Genomic DNA, 22816 nt, shown 5'->3' on the forward strand with positions numbered 1-22816 from the left:
GTGAAGCGCCGTACGCAGAGCAATCAACCGCTCAAGGGAAGGGGGGGGGCGTGCGTGCCCTCAGGACGCCAATCACCGTTCGTCGATTGCCGGACGGGTACCTGCTCCATAGCCTCCTTGTCCTATCCAGGCTTCCAAAGCCTTCGCACTCATAGGTTTGGCTATGAAGTAGCCTTGTGCATCCGAGCATCCCCACTGGATTAAAAGATCGAGGATTTCTCCGTTTTCTACACCTTCCGCAACCACCCGGTAGCCAAGTCCCTTCGCCAACCCTATGAGGGTTTTGACGAGTTTCTTATCATTTTGATTGCTGCCCAGCCCGCTGATCAGCGATTGATCAAGTTTGATGGTGTTGGCTGGAAGTTCCTTCAAGTACGCCCAGTTACTGTATCCGGAGCCAAAGTCGTCAACGGCCACTTCTACGCCAAATTGACGAACACGCTCCAGCTGCCGTATGACTTCTTCAGGGTTTGTCATCAGCATACTTTCGGTGAACTCAAGTTCAATGCTGGCAGGGGCCAAATCGTGCTGTTGAACCTCATGAATCATCTCGTCCACGAACTCTGCGCTTTCCAGATCGCTGACGTTTATATTCATCGCTATCCGCAGGCTCAAACCTTGTGCTTTCCAAACAACGGCTTGTTGCACAATCGCGTTGAGCACCCATATTCCTATGGAGGGTATTAGTGCGGTCTTCTCAGCCAAAGGTATGAATTCAGCAGGGCTGATGTTCCCGAGCGTCGGATGAGTCCAACGGAGCAATGCTTCGACTGAATCACAGTTTCCTGACGATAGATTTATTTTGGGCTGATACACGAGGCTGAACTGTTTGTCCGCGTTGACCGCTTCAGGTAACGAACTGAGTAACCTGAAGGCGCGTTGTTGCGCTGCATCAAATTGCGGCTCATAAAGAGACCATCCCAACTGGCGGTCACGGGCTTCATCTGCAGCGCTGACGACCAGACGCAGCCAGTCCTGCTGGGGATCTTCCGATTCTAGAACAGGCAGCACACCTATCCCCACCTGCATCAAAATGGGGATAGCGTGGCATTCAACCGGTTTTTTGAAGTTATGCAGGATGCTTTCGCAAATAGGCTCAGCCGTTTGATCACCCTTGAGAATGAAGCCAAAGCGCGTCGGGCTGATTTTATAAAGCAAGCAGTCTTGAGGTAACAGTTTCTGTAGTCGGGACTTGATAGCCAGGATCAGGTCTCCTGAAAAACTATAACCCAGTGCTTTCACTATATCGTTGAGGAACTTTGGCGAAATGACGTCAATCGCATAGATCTGGCAGGCGTCTTTGATCTTTATCGCTTGACGTATATCTTCCTCAAACCTCACTCGATTGAACAGGCCGGTGGGTTGATCCACGAAGTTGCGAGATCGCACACCACGTATGCGCATCATGACCAATTCAGCGAAGGCATTGAGCATCGTCACGTCACGATCACTCATGGGAGAGCGTGCAACGGTATCAATGATGCAAAGACTTCCCAGTGTAAAACCATCCTCCGTAATGAGTGGCGCACCCGCGTAATAACGAATATGCGGATGCCCCGTGACCAACGGATTGTTCTTGAAACGGGTATCAAGTGTTGCGTCCAACACCTCCAGCCGGGTGTTGTCCAGCGTAGAGTAGGCGCAAAAGGAAGCCTCTCTGGGTGTCTGAGTCTCTTCAAGCCCCACGCGTGCCTTGAACCACTGCTGGTGTTTATCGACGATTGAAATCAGTGCTATTGGTGCGTTGTAGTACGCAGAGGTCATCGCGACGATCTTGTCGAAGACATCGTCGTCTTCGCAGTCGGTTGGACACAGTTTTTCGACCTCTTTTAGCCGTTCAATTTCATTCGGCGGAATGGGAGCGCCTTCGCCCATGATATCCCTCGCAGTGGCTGAGTTCTTTCGACAAAGTATCAGGCATGGCCATCATTATGATGTTATTTCTCCAATTCACCAGCCCTCCCCAACAGGATAGAGTGTCCGCCAATGTCTGCTCATAAGACCCCTCGCTCGATTCGTGCCGTCGCGCCAAGCGGTTTCCGCGAACGGTCGGGCAAAAAAACCGTACATCAATCGTTATGTGAAGAATGAATCGTCCGCTGTTTGTTTCTCTGGACGGGCCCAAGGGGACTGGTAAAACCACGCTGTTGGAAGCCGTTACAAAAGCACTGAGGGCTGACAATAAAAAGGTGATCCGGCTCTGCGAGAAAAAAAGCGATCCCTACAGAGGTGAAACAATGGCTCTCGTTAACCAGTTCGTCCGGCATCCCTCCCGGGATCTGGAATTGAGGGTCTGTGAGCGCTTTGCCGATAGCCGTCACTGGATTTCCCGAAACGTGCTGGATAAACACCCCCCGGACAGCATCATCCTGATCGATCGCTGGTACCCGTCTGAGGCCGCGTTTCGGCGGATAGTCCCGTTTGCAGAGATTCTACAGTTGAACATTGATCGAGCCGTGCGAGTGCCAGACGTGCATGTCGGGGTTGTCACCGCCCCTGATATTTCATGGGCCAGGGCTGCGACACGACGGCGTGGACTGAGCAGTACGGTGATCCATACGCTGGAAGAACAGATCGCTTGTACCAAGGCATTCGAGCAAGCGATTGCAGAAAACGGCTGGGTGCTATGCCGTAACGAAGGAACGATCGAAGACGCAACGATGCAGGTGGTTTCTGAGATTTACAGAGTTCTTTGATGATTTTTGGATATTCCAAAAGAAAACGGACGACGTTGCCGGGGCATCCGACAGCTCGATCTGGCGAATATGCTCGCTTAAGCAGGTGGCCGTTTTCATAGACCACTTCAAGTCGAGACGAGATCCTGCAATCCAACGTTCATCAAAGCTTCACGAAAATGCTGCAGTGTTCGGGAACCCTTATAAGGAGTTTCCTCGATGATACGTTTGATGAAGTCTGCTGCGCTTGCCGTTACCGCATCTCTTTTGGCGACCTCAATGTCCTTCGCAGCGGAAAGCGTCCGACTCACGGGCTCGGGAGCCAGCTTCCCGGCACCGATCTACCTCACCTGGTTCAAGGATTTCAGCAAAAAAACCGAAGGTGTCACTGTGGATTACCAATCCAAGGGCAGCGGGGCGGGTGTGCAGGACTTCCTGAATAAAACCGTTGATTTCGCCGCCAGTGACTCGGCGATGAAAGACGAAGACATCGCCAAGGTCGCCGAAGGTGCGCAGTTGCTGCCGATGACCGCGGGTGAAATCGTGTTGGCATTTAACCTGCCGGGCAACCCTAAAGAGCTCAAATTGCCACGCGACGTTTACTCCAACATTTTCCTGGGCAAAATCACCCAGTGGAACGACCCGCAGATCGTCGCAGCAAACCCGGGCGTGAAACTGCCTGATATGCCGATCACCGTTGTCGTGCGTGCAGACTCCAGCGGTACCACAGCGGTATTCACCAAGCACTTGTCGGCGATCAACCCGCAGTTTCACAAGGACTTGGGTGAAGGCAACACCGTCAACTGGCCGGCCAGTGACAAATTCATCAAATCGCCGAAGAACGATGGTGTGACGGCTACCGTGCGCCAGACTCCGGGCGCTATCGGCTACATCGAGTACGGTTTCGCCAAGCTGGCCAAGGTCAACTTTGCCCAACTGCAGAACAAGGCCGGCAATTACGTTGTACCTAACGCTCAAAGCGGTGCCGAGGCCCTGGCAGCGGTGAAAATGCCCGAAAGCCTGGTGGCCTGGCTGCCGGATCCGGACGGCGCCAAGTCGTACCCGATCACCTCCTACACCTGGATGATCTTCCGCAAGCACAACGAGAGCCCGGCCAAAGCCAAGGCCATGCGTGAAATGGTCGAATACAGCCTGACCGAAGGGCAGAAAATCGCCGACTCGATGGGCTACATCCCCTTGCCGCCATCGATCGTCGATCAGGTTCGCAAAGCCTCCGCCAATATTCAGTAACGCTCGCGAGGCCTCTCTCGGTATGCGCGGTGAGCCATGCCGGGGGAGTTCCCCCCTCTGATCCGGAACTCGCCAATGAACACACCTTTTGTCGTACCGGTTAACCCGGCTTCCGCCTGCCAGCCGCCCTCTGCAAAGGACTTCCTGGTTGATCGCATCTTCCGTGCGCTAGCGCGAATAGGGGGGGTTCTGATTCTGGCGTTGGTCTTTGCGCTCATATTTGAAGTGGGACGCAAGGCCATTCCTGGCATGGAAAAGCACGGTCTGGATGTGCTTTTGGGATCCGTCTGGGACGTTAACCAAGGTAAATACGGCATTCTGCCGGCCATTTGGGGCACGCTGTACAGCGCCCTGATCGCGTTGCTGATCGCAGGGTTTTTCGGCGTGAGCATGGCGATTTTCCTGACCCAGGATTTCCTGCCGGCGAAGCTGGCAGCCGTGTTTCGCACCATCGTCGAATTACTGGCAGCCATCCCCAGCGTCGTTTATGGCCTCTGGGGCATTTACGTGGTAATCCCGGCGATTCGTCCGCTCACGGCGTGGCTGAACAGCGAGCTGGGCTGGATACCTTTTTTTGGCACGTCCTTGAGCGGGCCTGGACTGCTTCCTGCGGCGCTGGTACTGGCCATCATGATTCTGCCGACCATAGCCGCCGTTTCGCAGGACGCCCTCACCGGTGTCCCGATGAAAACCAAGCAGGCCGCCTACGGCATGGGGACCACCCATTGGGAAGCGATTCTCAAGGTGATGGTGCCCTCCGCGGCCACTGGTATTTTCGGCTCGCTGGTTCTCGGCCTGGGCCGCGCACTGGGTGAAACCATGGCGCTGGCCATGCTGGTGGGCAACGCTAACAACATTTCGCTTTCTCTGTTTGCACCAGCCAATACGCTGGCGGCCTTGCTGGCGCTGAATTTCCCCGAAGCCGGGCCGAACGAGATCGAAGTGTTGATGTACGCCGCACTGGTGCTGATGTTCATCACGCTACTGGTGAACATTATCGGATCAATGATCATGGTCTACGCCCAGCGGGGTACCAAATAATGACTGATCTCACATCTCCTATCACCGCGATGCCGAGCCTGCAGCGCCGGTTTGAAGGCCGTGCCCTGCGCAGCCTGGTGCTGACGACACTGGTCTGGGCTGGCGCTCTACTGGCCAGCGTGCCGCTGATTTCCGTGCTCTACATGCTGATCACGCGGGGAGGGGCACGCCTGAGCCTGGAGGTTTTCACCGAACTGCCGCCAACCGGGTTCGAGACCGGCGGAGGCTTCGGCAACGCGATGGCAGGCACCTTCGTCATGGTCGGTATCGCCGCGGCAATCGCGGTTCCGGTCGGCATCATGGCGGCTATCTTTCTGGCTGAACTGGGGCCGGACAGCAAGCTGGCAAACGCCTCGCGCTTTGCCGCCAAGATGCTCACGGGCCTGCCATCGATTCTGGCCGGGGTGTTTGCCTACGCGCTGGTGGTGATGACCACCGGTACTTACTCGGCACCGGCGGGCGGCGTGGCGCTGGCGGTACTGATGTTGCCCATCGTCGTACTCACGGCTGAAGAGTCGATGAAGATGGTGCCCAAGATCATGAAGGATGCCGCCTACGGCATGGGCTGCACCCGCTCGCAGGTCATCTGGAAAATCGTATTGCCTACCGGTATGCCGGCGATCCTGACGGGCGTCATGCTGGCCGTGGCTCGTGCGGCGGGCGAAACCGCGCCGTTGTTGTTTACCGCGTTGTTCAGCAACTACTGGATCTTCCACGACGGCAGCCTGGCGGTCATGAACCCGACAGCATCGCTCGCCGTGCTGATTTACAACTTCTCCGGCATGCCATTCGACAACCAACTCGAACTCGCCTGGGCAGCTTCGCTGGTGCTGGTGATGATCGTGCTGGTCGTGAACATTCTGAGCCGCATTTTCGGCAAGCCCAAGTATTGAAAACGGGAGCATCTGAATTTTGAACGTATCAACTGCGCCAATAGCCGCTCCTTTTGTCACCCAGACGCCTGTGGTCATGGACTGCAAGCTCGACAAGATTTTCTACGGCAACTTCATGGCGGTACGTGACAGCCATGTCCCCATCGAAAAAAACAAAATCACCGGCTTCATCGGTCCGTCTGGTTGCGGCAAAAGCACGGTGCTGCGCAGCCTCAACCGGATGAACGATCTGGTCAAAGGCTTTAGGTTTGAAGGGCACGTGCATTTCCTTGGGCAAGACGTTTATGGCAAGGGCGTTGATCCGGTGGTCGTGCGGCGTTACATCGGGATGGTGTTTCAACAACCGAATCCGTTCTCGATGAGCATTTTCGACAACGTTGCGTTTGGCCTGCGCCTCAACCGCTACAAGGGCGACCTGGGTGACCGCGTCAAGCACGCCTTGCAGGGCGCGGCGTTGTGGGATGAAGTCAAGGACAAGCTCAAGGTCAGCGGCCTGTCACTCTCCGGAGGCCAGCAGCAACGGCTTTGCATCGCTCGCGCCATCGCGACCGAACCGGAAGTCCTGTTGCTGGACGAGCCCTGTTCTGCACTTGACCCGATCGCTACCCGACGGGTCGAGGAGCTGATGGTTGAGTTGAAGAAGGATTACACCATCGCTCTGGTCACCCACAATATGCAGCAGGCCATCCGTGTTGCTGATACGACGGCCTTTTTCTCAGTTGATATTTCCCAGGGCACGCGCGCCGGCTATCTGGTTGAGATGGGCCCAACGGCGCAGATTTTCGATAACCCGCGCGAACAAATGACAGGGGATTACATCAGCGGCAAGTTCAGCTAAACAACCAACGTCCGGTTGTTTACCTTCTTATCCACCGTTTCTCAGGATTGCCAATGTCTGTAACGCGTCGTCTGGATTTGTCTGCCATTGAACGCGCCCTGCGAGAGGTGCAGGGTCGCTTCTGCGAGCTCAGCAGGCACTTTACCGAGCAGCGCGATCCCTTGACTGACGAAGTGCTGCACAATGTGCTTGAAGGTTATGCGTTGATTGACAGCTATGTCGCCAGCGGCGTCGACCTGTTCGACCTTCAGCAACTGAACCTGATGCTGGAGATCAATGCCACCGTGCTCTGTGGCACAGACCCGGTGCGTCGGCAGGAGTATGCTCAACATCTGGCCGCCACCGAGGAACACTTCTTCAACAACGTTGAGGGAGGAATAAAGGACCTGTTCAATTGGTACTGCGCGTATCGCAGCGAATCAGTCTGGAAGCGTGCGGCCGGTGTCTATGTGCGAATCCTCAGCAAGCCGCAGTTGTTTATTGAAGGCAATAACCGCACGGGGTCGCTCCTGGTGAGCTATTTGCTCATGCGCGCCGGTTTGCCTCCGTTCGTGCTGACGCTGGAAAACGCCGAGGGCTACTTCAACCCATCCTCGGTCATACGCAACTCTGCAAAGCATGGAGTCAAGGCGTTGTACGAATTGCCCAAGATCAAAAAAAAATATGCAGCCTTCCTGGAAAATCAGGCGCCTGAATCGATGAGTTTTTTTCTCAACGACAGGGCCTTGCACGTCTTCCAGGGGGGAAATTGATGAACTGGTATCCAATACCCGCCAAGTATCGAGCCTCCGGTAGCCGAGTATGGCAAGCGTTGCGGTGTGCTATCGCGATGCACGTATCCAGACGTCAGCGCATCCGGGTTTCGTTCGATATCGATGACACGCTGGCCTGCCAACTCCACCACTGCGCAGTCGAGCAGAGCTGGTTGCCGGCCTGTGTTCATCGTTGGCTGGGAGAACCGTTGCGCATCGGAACCCGCGCTCTGACCCGAGAGTTGCGTCGCCAAGGCTGCAGTATCTGGGTCTATACGTCGTCCGGCCGGACACCGTCCTACATCAGGCGTTGGTTGTTGCTATATGGCATCCGTGTCGACGGGGTGGTCAACAGTGTGTTGCATAACCGTGCGCTGATGAACAACGGGCTGTCAAAAGGCCCGTCGAAATTTCCGCCGGCCTTCGATATCGACTTGCATGTCGATGACTCCGAGGGCGTGCGCACGGAAGGGCATGATCATGGCTTTCGCGTGGTTGTCGTGCATCCGGAGGATGAGCGCTGGGCGCAGAGAGTTCTGGATGCCGTCGCCCAAGTCCAGGCGCAGCTCGCTTGGCAGCAGCTCAGGAGCAACACCGCAGCGCCACAACGCCCAGAAGCCGTACCCTCCTGATTTTTAATACATACAAAAACGCCGCTCAGTGAGCGGCGTTTTTGGAGCAGGCAATGAAGCTCAGCTATATGTTGTGAGCCTCAGTCGCTTCAGATCCAGGGACGGTCTCCGTTCTCGTCCTTGATGCGGGTCGGCAGGCCCATCACATCCAGCGCCTTGAGGAACGGCTCGGCCGGCAGTTCCTCGACGTTGGCCATTCGCTGCACATCCCACTCGCCACGGGCGACCAGCAACGCTGCGGCTACCGGTGGTACGCCAGCGGTATAGGAAATGCCCTGGCTATCGGTTTCGGCGTAGGCTTCCTCGTGGTCGGCCACGTTGTAGATAAACACCTCGCGCGGTTGACCATCCTTGGTGCCCTTGACCAGATCGCCGATGCAGGTCTTGCCGGTGTAGCCGGGCGCCAGCGAGCTCGGATCAGGCAGCACGGCCTTCACCACTTTGAGCGGCACAACTTCCAGGCCTTCGGCGGTCATGACCGGTTGCTCGGAGAGCAGACCGAGGTTTTTCAGTACCGTAAACACATTGATGTAGTGTTCGCCGAAGCTCATCCAGAAACGCACATTGGGCACGTCGAGATTCTTGGACAACGAGTGCACTTCATCGTGGCCGGTCAGATACAGATTCTGCGAGCCGACTACCGGCAGGTCGTCGGTACGCTTGACTTCGAACATGGTGTTGCTGGTCCACTGGCTGTTCTGCCAGCTCCACACCTGTCCGGTGAACTCACGGAAGTTGATCTCCGGGTCGAAATTGGTGGCGAAATATTTGCCATGGGAGCCAGCGTTGACGTCGAGAATGTCGATCGAATCAATGCTGTCGAAATACTGTTGTTGCGCCAGCGCTGCATAAGCGTTGACGACACCTGGGTCGAAGCCCACGCCGAGGATGGCCGTGATGTTCTTCTGTTTGCACTCATCCAGGTGGTTCCACTCGTAGTTGCCGTACCACGGCGGGGTCTCGCAGACCTTGCCTGGCTCTTCGTGAATGGCGGTGTCCAGGTAGGCCACTCCGGTATCGATGCAGGCACGCAGCACCGACATGTTAAGGAACGCGGAACCGACGTTGATCACGATCTGTGATTCGGTTTTCAGGATCAGCGCCTTGGTTGCTTCAACATCCAGTGCATTGAGCGAAAAGGCGCAGATGTCGGCGGGTACCTTGAGGCTACCCTTGGCCTTGACGCTGTCGATGATGGCCTGGCACTTGGAGATGTTGCGCGACGCGATAGCAATACGACCGAGTTCGTCGTTGTGCTGCGCGCACTTGTGGGCCACCACCTTAGCGACACCTCCTGCACCAATGATAAGAACGTTCTTTTTCAATTGCTTTCTCTCTCCTGTATCTGTCCGTTTACGAAAGGCTGGACAGGTAGTCTTCATAACCAAATTCGCGAACCACTTCGACTGTACCGTCGAGTTGTTTCACAACGATGGATGGCATTTTCAGGCCGTTGAACCAGTTTTTCTTGACCATGGTGTAGCCCGCGGTATCGACGAATGAAAGCCGGTCACCGATGGCCAGCGGACGATCAAATTGATACTCACCGAAGATGTCCCCGGCCAGGCACGACTTACCGCACACCATGTAGGTGTGATCACCCTCGCTCGGCGCCAGTTTAGCGTTGAGGCGATAGATCAGCAGGTCAAGCAAATGGGCTTCGATGGAGCTGTCCACTATCGCCAGGTGCTTGCCGTTGTAGAGGGTGTCGAGCACCGTGACTTCCAGCGAGGCGCTGTTGGTGATCGCCGCTTCGCCAGGTTCCAGGTAGACCTGAACGCCGTACTTTTGCGAAAACGCCTTGAGCCGTGCGCAAAACGCATCCAGCGCATAGCCTTCGCCGGTGAAGTGAATACCACCGCCCAAGCTGACCCAACTGACCTTGTGCAGCAGCTCACCGAAGCGTTCTTCGATGGTGCAGAGCATTTGGTCGAACAGGCTGAAGTCGCCGTTCTCACAGTTGTTGTGGAACATGAAGCCGGAGATCTGGTCGATGACGCCTTCGATCTTAACCGGGTCCCACTCGCCCAGACGACTGAACGGACGCGCCGGGTCGGCCAGCAGATAATCAGAGCTGCTGACCTGCGGGTTGACGCGCAGGCCACGGGTTTTGCCTTCAGAGCGCTCGGCAAAGCGTTGCAACTGGCCGATGGAGTTGAAGATGATCTTGTCGCAATTGTCGAGCATCTCCTCAATCTCATCGTCAGCCCAGGCCACGCTGTAGGCGTGGGTTTCGCCTTCGAACTTCTGACGACCGAGCTTGAGTTCGTACAGCGACGACGATGTGGTGCCGTCCATGTATTGCTGCATCAAATCGAACACCGACCATGTAGCGAAGCACTTGAGCGCCAGCAGGGCCTTTGCCCCGGACTGTTCGCGCACATAGGCGATCTTCTGCATGTTCGTCAGCAGTTTCTGTTTGTCGATGAGGTAGTACGGCGTTTTGATCATTTCGAGGCCTCCGGCACGGCCAGCCAAAAAAAGGATGCGCATTGTGCCCGGACTGACGGCATATCGAAAGAGCAGAAGCTAGCGAGTCGGATGGGGCAGGGCGCGCAGTGAGGCCTGGGTGCTAGTGTTTGGGCGACTCATTAGCTGAGCCGAAGATGGAAGATCAGGTCGTCAAACCATGTGTCGTGTGTAACGCCAGCATCCAATGCTTCTTGCACGATCGATTAGGGACAGACTTTTTTACGCGGAGCGTCGGCAAAGAGCAACGCAGTCTGACCGAAAGAAAGCCCGGATATGTTCGGTCAGTGCGAGCGCTTGTGAACTGTCATCGTTTAAAAAACGATGACAGTTCACAAGTTATATACCCCTTGAGTTACCAGTCGACCGAGTAGCTGACGCTCAGCGTACGCCCTTCGGCATTGGCAAAAGGCGCACGGGCGTTGGCCTGGGCGAAGAGGTTTTGGTAGGTGCGGTTGGTGAGGTTGTAGACCCCGCCTTCAAGTCGGCCGACCGGCAGCTCCACCGAACCGAGCATGTCCACCAGGGTATAGCCCTGGATTTCGCGGCCGTTGTTGTCTTTGGCAGCCTCATCGTAGCTGGACAGATGCATACCCTGCAGACGCAGGCTGTAGTCGTCCTCGGTGAAACCGACGAACAACGTAGTTTTGGCCGGTGAAATGCGGGTGGCCGGCAGGTCGATCCATTTGCCGTTCTGTTGGGTTTCACCTTTGGCCCATGCGTAAGTGCCGCCCACCGACCAGTGCTCGGTCGGGCGATACGTCAGGCTGTTCTCGATGCCGCGCACGCGTTCCTTCTGGTTGATCAGGCGTAACACACGATCGTTGGCGTCAAAGAACTGGGTGACGTCCGAGGTGTTCTCATACAGGGTGACGTCGGCTTGCCATTTGTCCCAATTGCCGCGCCAGCCCAACTCGTAGCTGTCGACCTTGATCGCTTGGGCGTTGAGGGTCTGAATATCGAAGCGACTGTTGACGTCCCGCAGGAAGCGTTGGATGTCGGGCAGCGAGAAGCCCTGACTGTAATTGGCGAAGATGTCCTGGTTTGCGCTCAGGTGATAGACCGCACCCAGGTTGTAGAGGGTCGCATCATATTTGAGAGTGTCGCCGGGCAAGGTCGCGCGTTTGCCGGTCTGGACGATTTCACCGTAGGCGATGCTGTCGGAGACTTCGCTTTCGATCCACTCGCGCCGTATGCCACCGCGCAGGGTCCAGTCGCCGATGTCCCAGGACATTTGCCCGAACAGCGCTTTGGTGGTGGTTTCGGTGTCCGGGCCCAGTTCATAGGTGGTGCCGGTCTTGGTGTAGTTCAGACCGTTGACCCGGTACTGGTCGCCGCGCTGACGAGAGCGTTCGTGGTCGTAGTCGGCGCCCCAGACCAGATTGCCGGTAGCATCGCCGATCGACGGCAGCGGGGTGTCGATGGCCGCACGCAGGCCATATACGTCTTGCACGCTGTTGTTGTCCGAAACGCCGGCCTTGCCCCGTGACAGGTCGGGGAAGAACAGTGCATCGGCACGACGCCAGTAGCTTTCGACTTGCAGACCCTGGCCGTAGAAATCCTTGTCGGCGTAGTTGAGATTGACTGCCTGGTTATGGGTGTAGGGCTGGTCGTCGAGTTTCAAACCCTGGACCGCGACGGCCTCACCATTGCGCGAGGCTTTGGTGTACCCGGTGTCCTGCTGGTCCTTGTAGTCTTGTAGCGACAGGTTGAGCTTCTTGTCGGCATCCAGTTCATACCCGAATCGACCTTGCAGGTCATAGGTTTCGGTGTCCATGTTGCTGCCTTGGGACGTGTCCTGAGGAATGCGGTTGCCGTTGCCGTCGAACTGGTCGTTGCGTTGCGTCATGTCTGCCGAAACATACCAGTCCAGTGCGTCCTGACGGCCTGTCGCACTCTGGAACGCCTCGTAGACGAAGCCTTTACGGTTGAGGTTGTTACCGCTGCTCATTCCCAGTTTGCTGCTGAACGCGACGTCCTGGCCCTGGTTGCGCTTGGTGATGATGTTGATGATGCCGCCCGAAGCGCCGGCACCGTAGATGCTGCTTGCGCCGGACACCACTTCGATGCGCTCGATGCTGGCGGGCGAGATGCTGTTCAACTGGCGGAAGTTGTCTCGGGTAGCGTTTTGCGACACTCCGTCCACCAATACCAGAATGTTGCGCCCGCGCAGGGTCTGGCCGAAGTTGCTCATACCGCCAGTGGGCGGTGCTATCCCCGGCACCAGTTGGCCAAGGATGTCGGACACTCGACGACCGGCGCCGCTTTGTTCACGGATCTGTTGCTCGTCGATAACTTGTACCGAGCCGGGAATCGAGGCAATGCTCGCTTCGCTGCGGGTGGCCGAAACGACGGTAGCTTGCATGTTCAGGGTACCTGGCTTCTCGGATTCCACAGCCCAGGTCTGGGCACTGAAGGAGCTGAGCAGCGCAATCAACAGGGATAGCTTGGTTCGGGTCATGATGTAGTCTTTTTTTAGTTGTGATGAGTGTTGGTAGAGAAAGCGGTGGGCTGCATCGCAGTTGAAGCTCGTACCGCGCGGATACCCAAAGCAGCCAAGGCGTAGGTCAGGGCCACCAGCCAGAAGCTATGGTCCAGCCCGACCAGCCCCATGCCGATGCCGCCCAGGACGGCACCCAGCAGAGCGCCGGCTTTCGCCGCGCTGTTGCCCAGGCCGAGGGCAAAACCCTGCCTGGTGGGGCAAACGGTATTGGCGATCAGGGCATAGGCCACTGGCAGCAAGGCACCTTGCCAAAGGCCCCACAGCAGTCGGGTGGCGAGAAAGCCGATCCATTCGTTAGCCAGTGCGGTCGCGGCGAGGGTCAATGCACACAACCAAGCGACGCCTTCGATGACGCGCAGGGTATAGGCCGGTTGCCAGCGATCGAACAGCCGCCCCCACAGCGGCGCGGAAATGGCCAGGGTTGCGGCGCTGGCGGCGTAGGTAGCGCCAATCAGCCAGCCGGGCGCTTGCAGTACATTGGCGACGTACAGCGCATAGAAGGGTTGAGGCATCATCTTGGCGGCCTGGATCAGCACGATCACCAGCAAAATTCCGCCCATCCAGCCTTTCGGCAAGGCCGCGCGGGCAGACGTTTTTTTCTGTGCTGGCCGCGCCGTATCGGCCGGCAGAAAGAGACTACCCAACGCACACAGCAGGCAAATCAGCGTGGCGCCATAGCAGAGCAGGGCAAACCCTGAGACGTCCATCAACCAACCGCCCAGCACCGGCCCCACCAACGAGCCGACCGCGGTTGCCGATTGCAATCGCGCCAGGGTTCGTCCGCGATCCGAGCTGGCGCAACAGGCGAGGGCGTACGCCTGAGCGGCGGCTAGAAAGCCGGCCAGTGCGCCTTGCATCACCCGGATCGCGACCAACAACCAGGGATCGAGCGTAATGGCCGCCAGCCCCTGGCACAGCGCCAATGCCAGCAATGCCCGAACGATCATCGGCTTGTGTCCGGTGCGGTCACCCAGACGGCCCCACAACGGCGTCAAGAGCATGGCCGCAAGCATTGGGCCGGCATAGACCATGGCGGATAGCAGTGCAGTGTAACGGGCCTGTTCGGGCCCGAGCAGATGCTGAATTTGCAAGGGCCAGAACGGGCCGCTCATCTCCATGGCACCCATGGAAATCAACTGGATCAGCACCAACAGCCTTAAAGCGCTGCCGTTAGCCGCCATGGGCGCTGACTTTCAGTGGGTTGCTGAGACGGCCGACAATGTCGGCGTGGCTGTCGAGCAAGCGCATGCGCATAAATGACTTGGCCGGCCAGTCCTGCACAAGCAGGGCTTGACGTTCGGTTTCCCAGCGTTGCGGTTCGACGCGCTCGCGCAATGCGTCAAAGCAATCACTGACCTGCGCCGCCAACTCTTCCCACAGGAGGTTTTCCGGCACGCTCCAATGACGGGCGCAGAGCAGGGCCAGTTCACCCAAATGGCACATGAATGTGGTGTGCAGGAGTTTGTCCCGGACAAAACCTGATTCGTCGTAGAGCGTCATCTTCGGGTCGTGCAGCTCAATATCGAGGCCATGGGCATGCAGGGTCTTGCGATCAATTCGAATGTCACCGAAGTCGCGCAGCAGCAGGCGACTCAATTGCCCGTCGGCGCCCATCACCATAAAGCTGTTTTGCTGGTGGGCTTCGAAGGCCACGCCATACATCAGATAGATGCCGAGCAGACTCGGTACGGCAATCGACAGGTAATGGCGAAAGAATGCCTGCATGGCTTCGCTGTCATCACGCCCCTGGGCCAGGCGCACCCACTGACGAAGTAATGGCTGCTGATGCTCATCCATCGCGAACAGGCTGCCGACCGGAACAGCCATTTCACCGGTTTGCAACAGGCTCAGCGGGTTGTCCCGGTAAAGCACGGCGGCATGCCGTGAGCGTTCATCATCGGCCGGTTGCGGCGCGTAATGCACGCCGATACGTTCCGGCACGATGTTCAGCAAGCGCTGGATCTGCGGCTCCTGGTCGAGAATTTTCAGCAACAAATGACTGATACGCGGTCCCATCCGCGCCGAGCGCGGCGAGACGGTGCGCTGCACGCTGGTCAGACGCAACGCCACCGGGAGTTTGACCATCGGCGCGGTGCAGCTGGCACCCGGTACAACAGTGCGAAACGACATGGTGGGATGTGCGGTGAACGCGACGATATCGGTCAGGATCAGCAGGTTGTCGGCGATCTCATTGGCAAATGAGCGTGGTAACTCTTCATGGGCTTGCCAAGGGTGCGCGGGGAGTGGGAGGTAATCCGCTGCATCCAGTCCTCTGCTTTGCAAATGAGCGTGCAGGTGTTCGGCGGCCAGTGGGAAATTGCCTTGCCACCAGTCCCAATAATCCGGCGTACCTGTCAGTGATTCGACGTGGGCGTATTGACGGTGCAAAGCGCACAGCACAATCGGAAACTTCGCCTCGAATTCCGGCGAGAAGGCGATCACCTGAGAGGCACTGAGGCCGAGTTTGGTCTTGTAGTTCGGATGCCAGGGATGGCCCAGCGTGCCCCATTGCTCCAACAGCGAGGTCGGGTTCTCCAACGCGCTGCTGTCTTTGAGCCAGGCCAACAAGTTGTCGTCGTAGTCCGGGGCGATCCGGCTCTTGAGCTGGAGAGTCCAGTCGTGATGGAAGGCCAGGCACAGCGTGTCATTGCTGAAGCTGTCATCGAGCTCCAAGGCCAGACGCTCCAGTACTTCCTGTGAAGCAGCAGGGTTGAGTTGGGTGCTGAGCTGGGCCAGCAATTCAGAGGGCAGCAGGATTTTTTGCGGCAGGCTTGCGGGGCTGTGCAGCGTAATGCTGCCACGCACGTCCCAACTGTTCATTCGCCCGGCAGACAAGTGTTCGAAACAAAGACGGGCACCATTCTCAAGCGGTAACCAACAGTGGTTGTGTTCGTCGTATTCACAGTCGTCGGGCTTGATCAGATCTTCGCGAAACAGCGCCTGGATCAGACGTTGGAAGCTACGCTGCGACGCGGGCTCCAGTGCATTGGTCAAATGATCGAGCGTGATGCGATGGGCTCTAAAGGCGGGGGTATCGAGCGCCTCACTCCAGCGCGAGAGCAATAGCTGTTGTTTTTCCGGATTACTGTGCGTCAAGCCCGACTCCTTATGGACATGATTCAGATACAAAGCGTGCGGATAATACGCTTCAAAAACACAAACGCCAATGATAACTGTTGTTATTAGCACTCATGAATGCGCCGTTATTGCTTAGCGCGTAATGCTTATTGGCTGCGTGCTGAATTATCTCGGGCTGCCGGGTACAACGTCCGTCGCCATAGGCTGCCGCTTTAGTCGATCTGCGTAAGCAAGAAACCGTGCCGTTGGTAGCGTCGCTTCAAGAAGAGAATCAGCAACTGCGGCAGGTTGAAAAGGCGCCTCGGGCCTGCGAGGTTTTGAGCATCAAGAATTCAAGCTTTCGAGGCGCCAGCGGCGAAAACGCAGTTTCTTGACAGAGCAACGTAATGGAAGGTGTAAGGATGGGAGGGTAAGGGGTTGATATCTTGAGAAACGGGGGTTTGTGCAAAACCGACCGGGGATAAGTGAAAATGAACATTTCTAACATGGCATCTGGTTTAACATAATATACATTATGCGTACCTTCCTATGCGGGCTTGGGGGGCTCTGCTGGTCAGATTTCGAGCCAGGCCAAAGCCTCGATCATGAAGTGCCGCTAGGCTCGACAAAACGCTTTTCGATGAAGTCGGCCAACGTCAAGCCACTGCTCTTGAAATCTCCGGTGTATACGACCCGGCCACCATTGATAGCTGCATCATGGATTGGACCTTTCTTTCCTAGCTTTGCACCTTTCTTCTGGTCAACGGTGATCAGAACTGAACTCAGTGAGGCCACAGCCTGAGAAACGTCCGCTTCATTTTTTCTCAGGACCGAGGATTTACTCTTCGAAGCGCCGATCACATAACGCTTAGTATTCTCGCGCTGACGCCAATCTCGCTCGATATCAGATTCAAAGGTGCCTTGGCCAAAGCCGCCATAACGAGCAGGATCATCGGGGCTTTCTCCACAATAAAAACCAAACACGCAGGTGGTCTCAACCTGACGGCGCTCGATGCTATTGCGGATGAACTCCTTCAAGGGCCGCTTATCAACACCTTGCTTGGACTCGTCAGGGATCTGAAGCAGCTCTAATTCAACCTCGCGAGTGATGAACAAAGAAAATCTCTCAGCAGGTAACTCGACGCAAAGGTCGTAGTTATTGTCGAAAAAAAAGTCCCATGCACAACAATCAATCGTTACAGGTATGGTCATCTGATCCTCGTTATTCTTCGTTGCTGAAGCAAATTGTAGCCTTCCTAATAGTGGAAACTAATAACCTGAAGATATAACTACACTAAATAGCAATTTAGTTTAGTTATAAACAAGAAGCTTGCCTAAGTCCTTGCTGACGCGACCTACCGCTTCACCGCCCTTGCCTTTCAGTTCGCTCCTGTCGTTGAGCTTGGGCAATAACACGAGTCGAGCGCAGCGTGCGCTGGCGCACAGAACAAAGCGCTGTTCAAGCGCATCGTCGAGCCTTATTGATGAGCCTTGCGGGATGGTTTTCATGACGATGCTTGACCCAGCACAAGCGGTTCATCCGCCCAATGTCGATCCTGTGTCGCTCCAGAAGTACCGGCAGCCGCTGATCGCCGGCAACTGGAAGATGAATGGCATGGTGGCCCAGCTCAGTGAAGTTGAAGCGGTGGCGACTTCGGTGCAAACGAAGCAGCCACCGGTCGAGGTTTTGATGTGCCTGCCCGCGACGCTGATTGCGCAAGCGGTGTTGACGGCCGCTGGCCGCATCGCCATTGGCGGTGAGGATTGCAGTGGCGATATTTCGGGGGCTTTTACCGGCGACCTCAGCGCAGAGATGCTTAAGGGGGCCGGCGCCAGCGCGGTCATCGTTGGGCATTCGGAACGCCGCCAACATCACGCGGAGACCGATGCAATCGTGGCGAGGAAGGCAAAAGCGGCGCGGCGCGCAGGTCTTCTGGCAATCATCTGCATCGGTGAAACGAGTGAACAGCGGCTGGCAGGGAACGCCATGTCCGTCTGTGGTGATCAGATCGCCGGGAGCGTGCCTGAAGGCATGACGGCGTCCAACGCGGTGATCGCCTACGAGCCTCTCTGGGCGATCGGATCGGGCCACATACCAACGTGCGAACAAATCATTGAAATGCATGCGCACATCCGGGCCTGTCTGACCCAGAGTCTGGGGGCTGAGGGTAAAAACCTGCGCATCCTGTATGGCGGGTCGGTCAAACCGGCCAGTGCCCACTCCATCCTCACGCTGCCGGAAGTCGGTGGTGTCCTCGTCGGCGGCGCCAGCCAGAAGTCTGCGGATTTTCTTGCGATCTGCCAGGCAAGCACGGCCACGTCTGCTCATTCCGCCAATTTCCCAAAGGAACAGTGACCATGAATGATGCGATCACGTTGACGCAAGAGAGTGAAAACGTAGAACTCCCCGGCCTTTCAGCCGCTGATGTCCCAACATTGGGTGCAGAAGAACTGCAGCGGATGAACGCCTACTGGCGCGCCGCCAATTACCTCTCGGTCGGCCAGATGTACCTCTACGACAACCCGCTGCTGCGCGAGCCGCTGACAATGGCGCACGTCAAGCCGCTTGTTGTCAGTCACTGGGGCACGACACCGGGACAAAACTTCATCTACGTCCATTTGAACCGAGTCATCAAGAACCACGATCTGGACATGATCTACGTTGCCGGTCCCGGCCACGGCGGCCCGGCAATCGTGGGCAACGTTTACCTCGAAGGCACCTGGAGCGAGGTCTATCCGGATGTGGGTGAGGATGAAGCCGGGCTGAAGAAGTTGTTCAAGCAGTTCTCCTTTCCGGGCGGTATTTCCAGTCATGTCGCACCGACGACGCCAGGCTCGATTCATGAGGGGGGTGAACTCGGCTATTCGCTCAGCCACGCCTTCGGTGCCGCATTTGATAACCCTAATCTGATCGTCGCCTGTGTCATCGGCGATGGCGAAGCCGAAACCGGCCCCTTGGCTACGGCGTGGCAGTCCAACAAGTTTCTCGATCCGGTCACCGACGGTGCGGTGCTTCCGATCCTGCATTTGAACGGCTACAAGATCAGTAATCCGACGGTACTTGCGCGCATCGGTCATGACGATCTGGAGCAGTTCCTTCGAGGCTCCGGCTGGGAACCGTACTTTGTCGAAGGCGACGACCCAATGACGATGCACGAGTTGATGGCCCGTGCCACTGACAAAGCCATCGCGCAAATCCAGCAATTGCAAACGCACGCCCGAACGACCGATACGCCCACACTCCCCCTCTGGCCGATGATTGTTCTCAGATCGCCCAAGGGCTGGACCGGGCCGAAAGTTGTCGACGGGCTGCCTGTCGAAGGGACCTTCCGCTCGCACCAGGTGCCGTTGCTGGTCGATGCCAATCACCCTGAGCACGTGGCCGAGCTTGAGCGCTGGATGAAGCGTTACAAGGCCGAAGAACTGTTCGATGCCAACGGCCGATTGATCGAAGAACTGGCTGAAATGGCGCCCAAAGGCCTGCGGCGCATGGGTGCAAATCCAAACGCCAACGGCGGTCTGTTGCTACGCGATCTGCACATGCCCGACTTCCGTGTGCACGCGGTGCGTGTCCCCTCCCCCGGCGCCGTCTTCGCCCAGGACACTCTGGTACTCGGTGAGTTCTTCAAGGACATCATCCAGCTGAACCCCGACAACTTTCGTATCTTTGGCCCGGACGAGACCATGTCGAACCTGCTTGGCGCCGTCTTCAAGGTCACCAACCGCCAATGGGATGCGGCGACCGTTTCAAACGACGAGTTTCTTGCACCGGCCGGCCGCGTGCTCGATTCGATGCTCAGCGAGCATCAGTGCGAAGGTTGGCTGGAGGGCTACCTGCTGACCGGTCGGCATGGGCTTTTCAATAGCTACGAAGCCTTTATCCGTATCATCGATTCGATGTTCAGCCAGCATGCCAAATGGCTCAAGGTCACCAAAGAGCTGGCGTGGCGGCGGCCGATCGCCTCGCTGAACTATCTGCTCGCCTCACACGTCTGGCAGCAGGACCATAATGGTTTCACGCACCAGGATCCCGGCTTCCTCGATCATGTGATCAACAAGAAAGCCGACATCGTTCGCGTCTATCTGCCGCCCGATGCGAACTGCCTGTTATCGACATTCGATCACTGCCTGCGCAGCCGCAATTACGTCAATGTCGTCGTCGCCGGCAAGCATGCGTTGCCGCAATGGCTGACCATGGATGAGGCAATCGTGCACTGCGCTCAGGGCGTTGGCATCTGGCAGTGGGCGAGCAACGATCAGGACAGCGAACCGGATGTCGTCATGGCTTGCTGCGGCGATACGCCGACACTGGAGATTCTGGCGGCGGTGTCCATCCTGCGCGAGTTTTTGCCCGAACTGAAAATCCGCGTGGTCAACGTCGTTGATCTGATGAAGTTGCAGTCCGCCAGCGAACATCCGCACGGGTTGAGCGATGCGGACTACGACTCACTGTTCACCAAGGACAAGCACATCATCTTTGGCTTCCACGGCTACCCCAGCCTGGTGCACCGGCTTACCTATCGCCGAAACAACCGCAACCTGCACGTACGTGGCTACAAGGAAGAAGGCACGATTACCACGGCGTTCGATATGCGCGTTCAGAACGACCTGGACCGGTTCCATTTGGTACAGGACGTTGTCGACCGCCTCCCTCATCTCGGCAGCCGGGGGGCTTATCTGAAGCAGATGGCACGGGACAAGCTGGTCGAACACAAACTCTACATCAACGAGCACGGCGAGGATCTGCCGCAGATTCGTAACTGGAAATGGGGGGCGCCCGCATGAACGCTGTTCAACTTGTCGACACGGCGCGCCAGATGCTGGCTAACGGCAAGGGCCTGCTGGCGATGGACGAAAGTTCACCGACTTGCAACGACCGCTTCGCTGCACTCGGCATTACGCCGTCTGAAGCGTCGCGCCGTGCCTGGCGTGAACTGCTCATCACGGCGCCGGGGCTGTGCGAGAGTATCGGCGGCGCCATTCTCTACGACGAGACAATCCACCAGAAGTGTACCGACGGCACGCCGTTCGTGAAGGCGCTGACTGACGCCGGCATCCTGGTCGGGATTAAGGTTGATGCCGGTGCGAAAGCACTGGCGGGGCATCCCGGCGAAAGGATTACCGAAGGGTTGGACGGTTTGCGTGAGCGTTTGCAAGGCTATGCGGCCATCGGTGCGCGCTTTGCTAAATGGCGCGCAGTGATCTCAATGGGCGTCGATCTTCCCAGTGCGGCGTGCATCGTGGCCAACGCCCATGCACTGGCGCGCTACGCGGCCCTTTGCCAAGAGGCCGGGCTTGTCCCCGTGGTCGAACCTGAAGTGTTGATGACGGGTGATCACTCGCTACAACATTGTGCTGACGTCAGCGCAAAACTGCTGCACGAGGTCTTCGAGCAGCTACAGGTACAGGGCGTGCTGCTCAAAGGCATGGTGTTGAAACCGAACATGCTCCTGCCGGGCCTGAGCTGCCGCCATCAGGACAGTGTCGACGAGGTCGCCGACGCCACCGTGACGACCCTGCTACGTGCCGTGCCAGCCGCCGTGGCGGGCATTGCGTTCCTGTCTGGCGGGCAGAGTCCCGAGTTGGCTTCTGCGCGGCTGAACGCGATGAACCGACGCTTCAAGTCGCGATTGCCTTGGGCGTTGACGTTTTCTTTCGCGCGCGCAATCCAGCAGCCAGCCCTCGAGATCTGGGGCGGCGACCCCGGTAAAGTCGCGCAAGCTCAACGTGCGTTACTGCACCGCGCCGCCTGCAACCGGGCGGCGCGGCAAGGTGATTACTCGCTCGACATGGAAAACCCGGTAAACCTGATCATCGGCGCATAGCCGGCGGACACAGGTGCGAGAGATCAAGCGTGGCGAGATCGCCGATGCACTCAATCGTTAAATCGGCTTGCGGGTGGGCGGCGATGATTCGCGGATCCATCGCGTAATGGCCCTGTCGCACAAAAACGCTGGTCAACCGTTCACCCCATATGGCCTTCATGGCCGCCAGAATCGCCAGCTTGTCGTCGACCATCACGTAATGCCGGGCGGGATAGTGGCGTTCTACGGCCTGTAGCATCTTTTCCTTGTGAACATAGACCAATGCACGGCCCTCCATGGCCTGCCACAGACCTGAGCGCTGTAACTTGCGCGGCTGTAAAACCACATCGCCGTCGGACAGGATTACGGTCAGGCCGTACAGGCCCAAATGCGTGATGACGTCCATTGCGTGGGGATAGAGTCGATCGGCAAACGGGTAGTCGATGAGGAAGGATGACATCAACAACAGTCTTTGTTCATCCGCACTGCCCTGCCCAATCTCCAGCCGAAAGCGCTGCAAGGCGCCCAGGTAATCGACATAGCCGAGCTCTTTGCGCAACGCGTTGAAGACCGCCCAGTATCGCTGTGCAAGGACGTCACCCAATTGCGCCTTCAAGTGCCGGTGAAAATCGGCGACAACGCTGTCGCCGTCCAGCAACGTGTTGTCGACGTCCAGCAGGAACACCACGTCAGTCATCATCGGCAGGCTCGTTGGGCTTGACCGACCTGTAGCAGTGCATCTGGGGCAATGCCGTGAGGATTCAAGGCGCGACGCTCCTTTGTGGTGTTGGCAGACGATCAGGCAGCGTGCGCGAGGTCGTTGCAGCACGTCTGTGTGCTGACGCACAGACGGCTGTTTTTCTTGAGGTCACTGTGTCTTCGGGCAAGCGCCAAAAGGATT

The 22816-nt window shown here is 57.3% G+C and carries 19 protein-coding genes; 10 read left to right on the forward strand and 9 right to left on the reverse strand.

Annotation, left to right across the window (positions count from 1 at the left end):
• Positions 1 to 72 precede the first annotated feature (72 nt).
• Positions 73 to 1875, reverse strand: a complete 1803-nt coding sequence (locus AACY11_RS07740) for a sensor domain-containing phosphodiesterase (protein ID WP_339494304.1) — start codon at positions 1873 to 1875, stop codon at positions 73 to 75.
• Between the two features lie 212 nt (positions 1876 to 2087).
• Here AACY11_RS07740 and AACY11_RS07745 point away from each other — a divergent pair, with 212 nt between their 5' ends.
• The 7 genes from AACY11_RS07745 to AACY11_RS07775 all read left to right on the forward strand — a co-directional run bounded on the left by AACY11_RS07745 (position 2088) and on the right by AACY11_RS07775 (position 8082).
• Positions 2088 to 2696, forward strand: a complete 609-nt coding sequence (locus AACY11_RS07745; RefSeq protein ID WP_339494306.1) for a dTMP kinase — start codon at positions 2088 to 2090, stop codon at positions 2694 to 2696.
• 198 nt (positions 2697 to 2894) lie between these two features.
• The gene (gene pstS / locus AACY11_RS07750) at positions 2895 to 3926 is read left to right on the forward strand and encodes a phosphate ABC transporter substrate-binding protein PstS (protein WP_339464189.1); all 1032 of its coding nucleotides are present in this window, start codon (positions 2895 to 2897) and stop codon (positions 3924 to 3926) included.
• 75 nt (positions 3927 to 4001) lie between these two features.
• Complete coding sequence (gene pstC / locus AACY11_RS07755) at positions 4002 to 4967, forward strand: phosphate ABC transporter permease subunit PstC (RefSeq protein WP_339494308.1); 966 nt, start codon at positions 4002 to 4004, stop codon at positions 4965 to 4967.
• Positions 4967 to 5860, forward strand: coding sequence for a phosphate ABC transporter permease PstA (pstA, locus tag AACY11_RS07760; protein WP_339464187.1), 894 nt, complete (start codon positions 4967 to 4969; stop codon positions 5858 to 5860). The genes pstC and pstA overlap by 1 nt, the downstream gene beginning before the upstream one ends.
• Positions 5861 to 5936: 76 nt before the next feature.
• Positions 5937 to 6698, forward strand: a complete 762-nt coding sequence (pstB, locus tag AACY11_RS07765) for a phosphate ABC transporter ATP-binding protein PstB (protein ID WP_339494393.1) — start codon at positions 5937 to 5939, stop codon at positions 6696 to 6698.
• Positions 6699 to 6751: 53 nt separating this feature from the next.
• Entirely contained in the window at positions 6752 to 7450 is a 699-nt protein-coding gene (locus tag AACY11_RS07770; protein WP_339464186.1) for a hypothetical protein, read from the forward strand.
• A complete protein-coding gene (locus AACY11_RS07775; RefSeq protein ID WP_445261492.1) occupies positions 7450 to 8082 on the forward strand; it encodes a hypothetical protein in 633 nt (210 codons plus the stop codon). The genes AACY11_RS07770 and AACY11_RS07775 overlap by 1 nt, the downstream gene beginning before the upstream one ends.
• A gap of 89 nt (positions 8083 to 8171) precedes the next feature.
• Here AACY11_RS07775 and AACY11_RS07780 read toward each other — a convergent pair whose 3' ends face one another.
• The 7 genes from AACY11_RS07780 to AACY11_RS07810 all read right to left on the reverse strand — a co-directional run bounded on the left by AACY11_RS07780 (position 8172) and on the right by AACY11_RS07810 (position 17620).
• The gene (locus tag AACY11_RS07780; RefSeq protein ID WP_339464184.1) at positions 8172 to 9407 is read right to left on the reverse strand and encodes a saccharopine dehydrogenase family protein; all 1236 of its coding nucleotides are present in this window, start codon (positions 9405 to 9407) and stop codon (positions 8172 to 8174) included.
• Positions 9408 to 9435: 28 nt separating this feature from the next.
• Complete coding sequence (locus tag AACY11_RS07785; RefSeq protein ID WP_339464183.1) at positions 9436 to 10533, reverse strand: carboxynorspermidine decarboxylase; 1098 nt, start codon at positions 10531 to 10533, stop codon at positions 9436 to 9438.
• 373 nt (positions 10534 to 10906) lie between these two features.
• A complete protein-coding gene (locus AACY11_RS07790) occupies positions 10907 to 13012 on the reverse strand; it encodes a TonB-dependent receptor (protein ID WP_339464182.1) in 2106 nt (701 codons plus the stop codon).
• A gap of 14 nt (positions 13013 to 13026) precedes the next feature.
• The gene (locus tag AACY11_RS07795) at positions 13027 to 14235 is read right to left on the reverse strand and encodes an MFS transporter (RefSeq protein WP_339494310.1); all 1209 of its coding nucleotides are present in this window, start codon (positions 14233 to 14235) and stop codon (positions 13027 to 13029) included.
• Positions 14225 to 16150, reverse strand: a complete 1926-nt coding sequence (locus AACY11_RS07800; protein WP_339494313.1) for an IucA/IucC family protein — start codon at positions 16148 to 16150, stop codon at positions 14225 to 14227. Before AACY11_RS07800 ends, AACY11_RS07795 begins: the two co-directional genes overlap by 11 nt.
• Before the next feature lie 564 nt (positions 16151 to 16714).
• Complete coding sequence (locus AACY11_RS07805) at positions 16715 to 17323, reverse strand: hypothetical protein (protein WP_339465023.1); 609 nt, start codon at positions 17321 to 17323, stop codon at positions 16715 to 16717.
• A 99-nt stretch (positions 17324 to 17422) separates the two neighbouring features.
• Positions 17423 to 17620 carry a hypothetical protein gene (locus tag AACY11_RS07810; protein ID WP_339494315.1) on the reverse strand — a complete coding sequence of 66 codons (198 nt, stop codon included), beginning with the start codon at positions 17618 to 17620 and terminating at the stop codon, positions 17423 to 17425.
• On the opposite strand from AACY11_RS07810, the gene tpiA reads away from it, so the two are divergent.
• The 3 genes from tpiA to AACY11_RS07825 are packed head-to-tail and all read left to right on the forward strand — an operon-like array spanning position 17619 to position 21936.
• On the forward strand, positions 17619 to 18467 hold the full coding sequence (tpiA, locus tag AACY11_RS07815) for a triose-phosphate isomerase (RefSeq protein WP_339465025.1): 849 nt from the start codon (positions 17619 to 17621) through the stop codon (positions 18465 to 18467). The genes AACY11_RS07810 and tpiA overlap by 2 nt on opposite strands.
• A gap of 2 nt (positions 18468 to 18469) precedes the next feature.
• Positions 18470 to 20896, forward strand: coding sequence for a phosphoketolase family protein (locus tag AACY11_RS07820; protein ID WP_339494317.1), 2427 nt, complete (start codon positions 18470 to 18472; stop codon positions 20894 to 20896).
• Positions 20893 to 21936, forward strand: a complete 1044-nt coding sequence (locus AACY11_RS07825) for a class I fructose-bisphosphate aldolase (protein WP_339494319.1) — start codon at positions 20893 to 20895, stop codon at positions 21934 to 21936. Before AACY11_RS07820 ends, AACY11_RS07825 begins: the two co-directional genes overlap by 4 nt.
• Here the strand turns inward: AACY11_RS07825 and AACY11_RS07830 are convergent.
• The gene (locus tag AACY11_RS07830) at positions 21923 to 22615 is read right to left on the reverse strand and encodes an HAD family hydrolase (RefSeq protein WP_339494321.1); all 693 of its coding nucleotides are present in this window, start codon (positions 22613 to 22615) and stop codon (positions 21923 to 21925) included. The two genes, AACY11_RS07825 and AACY11_RS07830, sit on opposite strands and share 14 nt — an antisense overlap.
• Positions 22616 to 22816 lie beyond the last annotated feature (201 nt).

This window comes from Pseudomonas sp. RA_105y_Pfl2_P56 (genome assembly GCF_963970845.1).
Lineage (GTDB): Bacteria > Pseudomonadota > Gammaproteobacteria > Pseudomonadales > Pseudomonadaceae > Aquipseudomonas > Aquipseudomonas baetica_A.